Source organism: Streptococcus oralis, assembly GCF_001579175.1.
GTDB lineage: Bacteria > Bacillota > Bacilli > Lactobacillales > Streptococcaceae > Streptococcus > Streptococcus oralis_O.
Genome location: NZ_KQ970759.1, coordinates 322296 through 327387 on the forward strand (window position 1 = coordinate 322296; position 5092 = coordinate 327387).

Annotated in this window: 4 protein-coding genes; all 4 read left to right on the forward strand. The window is 44.3% G+C overall.

Translation table 11 applies throughout. From position 1 onward, the window contains the following. Nucleotides 1–1225, forward strand: a 1225-nt coding sequence (locus SORDD24_RS01625) for a homoserine dehydrogenase (RefSeq protein WP_061406892.1), incomplete at its 5' end; no start/stop codon positions are given. A 1-nt stretch (nt 1226) separates the two neighbouring features. Beyond that, nucleotides 1227–2096: a homoserine kinase gene (gene thrB / locus SORDD24_RS01630; protein ID WP_061406893.1), complete on the forward strand. Its 870-nt coding sequence runs from the start codon at nt 1227–1229 to the stop codon at nt 2094–2096. Between the two features lie 258 nt (nt 2097–2354). Continuing rightward, nucleotides 2355–3293 (forward strand): peptide-methionine (R)-S-oxide reductase MsrB, encoded by a 939-nt coding sequence (gene msrB / locus SORDD24_RS01640; RefSeq protein ID WP_061406898.1) that lies wholly within the window; start codon nt 2355–2357, stop codon nt 3291–3293. Between the two features lie 60 nt (nt 3294–3353). Beyond that, on the forward strand, nt 3354–5078 hold the full coding sequence (locus SORDD24_RS01645) for an ABC transporter ATP-binding protein (protein ID WP_061406900.1): 1725 nt from the start codon (nt 3354–3356) through the stop codon (nt 5076–5078). Nucleotides 5079–5092 lie beyond the last annotated feature (14 nt).

The window sequence follows — 5092 nt, forward strand, 5'->3', positions numbered from 1 at the left end:
AAAGGAAAACGGAGAAAAAGTTATCCAGTCAGCTCATTCAGAGATTGAAGTAGCCAAGGTATTGGTCAAGGATGAAGATGAAAAGAATCGCTTGCTTGCAGCAGGGAATGACTTTAACTTTGTAACCAATGTAGAGGATATTTTATCAGATCAAGACATTACGATTGTAGTAGAATTGATGGGGCGTATTGAGCCTGCTAAGACCTTTATCACTCGTGCCTTGGAAGCTGGGAAACACGTTGTTACTGCTAACAAGGACCTTTTGGCTGTCCATGGCGCAGAATTGTTAGAAATCGCTAAAGAGCATAACGTGGCACTCTACTACGAAGCAGCAGTAGCTGGTGGGATTCCAATTCTTCGTACCTTGGCAAATTCGCTGGCTTCTGACAAAATCACTCGTGTCCTTGGTGTGGTTAACGGAACTTCTAACTTTATGATGACCAAGATGGTGGAAGAAGGCTGGTCTTATGATGATGCTTTGGCTGAAGCGCAAAGACTTGGTTTTGCAGAAAGTGATCCTACAAATGACGTGGATGGGATTGATGCGGCCTACAAGATGGTAATTTTGAGCCAATTTGCTTTTGGTATGAAGGTTGCCTTTGACGATGTAGCCCACAAGGGAATCCGCAACATTACACCAGAAGACGTAGCTGTAGCCCAAGACCTGGGCTATGTAGTGAAATTGGTTGGTTCTATCGAAGAAACTTCTTCAGGTATTGCTGCAGAAGTTACCCCAACCTTCCTACCTAAAGCACACCCACTTGCTAGTGTAAATGGCGTAATGAACGCAGTCTTTGTAGAATCTATCGGTATCGGTGAGTCTATGTACTACGGACCAGGTGCGGGTCAAAAACCAACTGCAACAAGTGTTGTAGCGGATATTGTCCGTATCGTTCGTCGCTTGAATGATGGTACCATTGGTAAAGACTTCAACGAATACAGCCGTGACTTGGTTTTGGCAAATCCAGAAGATGTCAAAGCAAACTACTATTTCTCAATCTTGGCACCAGACTCAAAAGGTCAGGTCTTGAAACTGGCTGAAATCTTTAATGCTCAAGATATTTCCTTCAAGCAAATCCTCCAAGATGGCAAAGAGGGTGACAAGGCGCGTGTAGTGATTATCACTCATAAGATTAATAAAGCACAACTTGAGAATGTTTCAGCTGAGTTGGCTAAAGCTTCAGAATTTGACCTCTTGAATACCTTCAAGGTGTTAGGAGAATAGGATGAAGATTATTGTACCTGCAACCAGTGCCAATATCGGGCCAGGTTTTGATTCGGTCGGTGTAGCTGTAACCAAGTATCTTCAAATTGAGGTCTGTGAAGAACGAGATGAGTGGTTGATTGAACACCAGATTGGCAAATGGATTCCACATGACGAGCGTAATCTTTTGCTTAAGATTGCCTTGCAAATTGCGCCTGACTTGCAACCGAGACGCCTGAAAATGACCAGCGATGTTCCCTTGGCGCGTGGTTTGGGTTCTTCTAGCTCGGTTATCGTTGCTGGGATTGAACTAGCTAATCAACTGGGCAATCTCAACTTATCTAACCACGACAAATTGCAGCTGGCGACCAAGATTGAAGGACATCCTGACAATGTGGCTCCAGCTATCTATGGAAATCTTGTTGTTGCGAGTTCCGTTGAAGGTCACGTTTCAGCAATCGTGGCTGACTTCCCAGAGTGTGATTTTCTAGCTTATATTCCCAACTATGAATTGCGTACCCGAGAAAGCCGCGGTGTCTTGCCTAAGAAATTGTCCTACAAGGAAGCAGTTGCAGCTAGTTCTATCGCCAATGTAGCTGTCGCAGCCTTGTTGGCAGGAGACATGGTGACTGCTGGGCAAGCAATCGAGGGGGACCTCTTCCACGAGCGTTATCGTCAAAGTCTGGTCCGTGAATTTGCGACGATTAAGCAAGTAGCCAAAGAGAATGGTGCCTATGCGACCTATCTCTCCGGTGCTGGACCAACAGTTATGGTCTTGGCTTCTCATGACAAGATGCCAGCGATTAAGGCAGAATTGCAAAAGCAGTCTTTTAAAGGTAAACTTCATGATTTGAAGGTGGATACCCAAGGTGTCCGTGTCCAAGCAAAATAAAGAATAGAAGATAGGATGGGGAAAGTCTCGACTAGGGGGCTTCCTATCCTTTTTTTGAAAAGAAGTTTATACTCAATGAAAATCAAAGAGCAAACTAGGAAGCTAGCCGCAGGCTGCTCAAAACAGTGTTTTGAGGTTGTGGATAGAACTGACGAAGTTAGCTCAAAATACTGTTTTGAGGTTGCAGGTGTAAGCTGACGTGGTTTGAAGAGTTTTTCGAAGAGTATTAGTTAAAAACTTGATAAAGGAGAAATAAAGATGGCAGAAATTTATCTAGCAGGTGGTTGTTTTTGGGGTTTAGAGGAGTATTTTTCCCGAATTTCGGGAGTGCTAGCTACCAGTGTCGGCTACGCTAATGGCCAAGTTGAAACGACCAATTACCAGCTGCTCAAGGAAACAGACCATGCAGAGACTGTTCAAGTGATTTACGATGAGAGGGCAGTGTCACTTAGAGAAATTTTACTCTATTATTTCCGAGTTATTGATCCTTTATCTATCAACCAACAAGGGAATGACCGTGGTCGTCAATATCGAACTGGGATCTATTACCAAAATGAAACAGACTTGCCAGCTATCTACACAGTGGTGCAGGAGCAGGAGCGTATGCTTGGTCGAAAAATTGCAGTGGAAGTGGAGAAACTTCGCCACTATATTCTGGCGGAAGACTACCACCAAGACTATCTCAAGAAAAATCCTTCCGGTTACTGTCATATCGATGTGACAGATGCTGAGAAGCCATTGATTGACGCCTCAAATTATGAAAAACCTAGTCAAGAGGTGTTGAAGGAAAGTTTATCTGAAGAGTCTTATCGTGTTACGCAAGAAGCTGCAACAGAGGCTCCATTTAGCAATGCTTATGACCAAATCTTTGAAGAGGGGATATATGTAGACATCACGACGGGTGAGCCACTCTTTTTTGCCAAGGATAAGTTTGCTTCAGGTTGTGGTTGGCCAAGTTTTAGTCGTCCGATTTCTAAGGAATTGATTCATTACTACAAGGACCTGAGTCATGGGATGGAGCGAATCGAAGTTCGTTCTCGGTCAGGCAATGCTCACTTGGGTCATGTTTTCACAGATGGACCTCGTGAGTTAGGTGGCCTCCGTTACTGTATCAATTCGGCTTCCTTGCGTTTTGTAGCCAAGGATGAGATGGAAGAGGCAGGATATGGCTGTTTATTGCCTTATTTAAACAAATAAAACAGAGAGGGTGGGGGCTTCCCATTTTCTTCATTTCCAGAATAAGAATAGAAAGGATCTATGAAACACTTACTATCTTACTTCAAACCCTATATCAAAGAATCCATTTTGGCACCCTTGTTCAAGTTGCTAGAAGCTGTTTTTGAGCTCTTGGTTCCCATGGTGATTGCAGGGATTGTTGACCAATCCTTGCCTCAGGCAGATCAAGGGCACCTCTGGATGCAGATTGGCCTACTCCTTATCTTTGCAGTGATTGGCGTTTTAGTGGCCTTGGTAGCCCAGTTTTACTCAGCTAAGGCTGCGGTGGGTTTTGCCAAGGAATTGACAAACGACCTCTATCGTCATATTCTTTCTTTACCTAAGGACAGTAGAGACCGTTTGACAACTTCTAGCTTGGTGACCCGTTTGACCTCGGACACCTACCAGATTCAGACTGGTATTAATCAGTTTCTGCGTCTCTTTTTGAGAGCGCCTATTATCGTTTTTGGGGCAATCTTTATGGCCTATCGCATCTCAGCTGAGCTGACTTTCTGGTTTTTGGTCATGGTTGTGATTTTGACGATTGTTATTGTAGGCCTCTCTCGACTGGTCAATCCTCTCTACAGCAGTCTCAGAAAGAAAACGGACCAATTGGTTCAGGAAACGCGCCAGCAATTACAAGGGATGCGGGTGATTCGTGCTTTTGGTCAGGAAAAACGAGAGTTACAGATTTTTCAAACCCTTAACCAAGTTTATGCTAGATTGCAAGAAAAGACGGGTTTCTGGTCTAGTTTGTTAACACCTCTGACCTATCTGATTGTTAATGGAACTCTTCTCGTCATCATCTGGCAGGGCTATATTTCAATTCAAGAAGGTTTACTCAGTCAAGGTGCCCTCATTGCCCTCATCAACTATCTCTTGCAAATCTTGGTGGAATTGATTAAGCTCGCCATGCTGATCAATTCTCTCAACCAATCCTATATCTCAGCTAAGCGAATCGAGGAAGTCTTTGCTGAGACTCCAGAAGATATCCATTCGGAGTTAGAACAAAAGCAAGCTACCAGTGATCGGGTTTTGCAAGTCCAAGAATTAACCTTTACCTATCCTGATGCGGCCAAGCCTTCTCTGAGAGGCATTTCCTTTGATATGACTCAAGGACAAATCCTTGGTATCATTGGAGGAACAGGTTCTGGTAAGTCAAGTTTGGTGCAAGTCTTACTTGGACTTTATCCAGCAGATAAGGGAAGCATTGACCTTTATCGAGATGGACGTAGTCCTCTTAATTTGGAGCAGTGGCGGTCTTGGATTGCCTATGTGCCTCAAAAAGTCGAGCTCTTTAAGGGAACTATTCGTTCCAACTTGACGCTGGGTTTCAATCAAGAAGTAACTGACCAAGAACTCTGGCAGGCCTTGGAGATTGCCCAAGCTAAGGATTTTGTCAGTGACAAGGAAGGACTCTTAGCTGCCCTAGTTGGGGCAGGAGGTCGAAATTTCTCAGGCGGGCAAAAACAAAGGTTGTCTATCGCCCGAGCAGTCTTGCGCCGAGCACCTTTTCTCATCCTAGATGATGCAACCTCGGCCCTCGACACCATTACCGAGTCTAAGCTCTTGAAAGCTATCCGAGAAAATCTGCCAAATACAAGTTTAATCTTGATCTCTCAACGAACTTCGACTTTACAGATGGCTGACCAGATTCTCCTCTTGGAAAAAGGCGAGCTCCTAGCTATCGGCAAGCACGAGAACTTGATGAAGTCCAGTCAAGTCTATCGTGAAATCAATGCTTCCCAACATGGAAAGGAGGACTAGAATGAGACGACAAA

What these genes read in the sequence shown, in the direction of transcription:
- thrB (WP_061406893.1), top strand. Translation starts at nt 1,227, where the DNA reads ATGAAGATTATTGTACCTGCAACCAGTGCCAATATCGGGCCAGGTTTT.
- SORDD24_RS01645 (WP_061406900.1), top strand. Translation starts at nt 3,354, where the DNA reads ATGAAACACTTACTATCTTACTTCAAACCCTATATCAAAGAATCCATT.
- msrB (WP_061406898.1), top strand. Translation starts at nt 2,355, where the DNA reads ATGGCAGAAATTTATCTAGCAGGTGGTTGTTTTTGGGGTTTAGAGGAG.